Genomic DNA, 520 nt, shown 5'->3' with positions numbered 1-520 from the left:
ACCATTCTTAACCACTTTTCAGAGAGGATTTTATCGTGTCAGACAAACTCTCCGGGATAACTCATCCCGACGACAATCACGACCGCCCCTGGTGGGGGCTTCCCTGCACAGTGAGGCCCTGTTTTGGTGCCCGTCTGGTGCAGGAGGGTAACCGCCTGCATTACCTTGCCGACCGCGCCGGTATCAGAGGCCGCTTCAGCGACGCAGATGCATACCATCTGGACCAGGCCTTTCCGCTGCTGATGAAACAACTGGAGCTCATGCTCACCAGCGGTGAACTGAATCCCCGAAATCAGCATACCGTCACGCTGTATGCAAAAGGGCTGACCTGCGAAGCCGACACCCTCGGCTCCTGTGGTTACGTTTATCTGGCTGTTTATCCGGCACAGGCACCCGCAACCACCTCATAACCCCGAAGCTCTCACCTTTAGCACTACCAGTTACAGAGAACTTAAGATGAAAACATTATCCGACACACATGTACGGGAGGTATCTCGCTGCCCGTCTCCCGTCACCATCT

General features: G+C 55.0%; 1 protein-coding gene and 1 pseudogene. Both read left to right on the top strand.

Annotation, left to right across the window (positions count from 1 at the left end; translation table 11 throughout):
* Positions 1–35: 35 nt before the first annotated feature.
* Positions 36–410, top strand: a complete 375-nt coding sequence (locus E0D98_RS25680) for a type IV toxin-antitoxin system YeeU family antitoxin (RefSeq protein ID WP_001280952.1) — start codon at positions 36–38, stop codon at positions 408–410.
* Positions 411–456: 46 nt separating this feature from the next.
* Positions 457–520, top strand: a pseudogene (locus E0D98_RS27690) (toxin); the annotation flags it as partial.

It is taken from the genome of Escherichia sp. KCJ4928, assembly GCF_004352695.1.
In the GTDB taxonomy this organism is placed as follows: domain Bacteria; phylum Pseudomonadota; class Gammaproteobacteria; order Enterobacterales; family Enterobacteriaceae; genus ECMA0423.
Note: the sequence above shows the minus strand (reverse complement) of the source record. Positions and strands in the feature narration are given on the sequence as shown.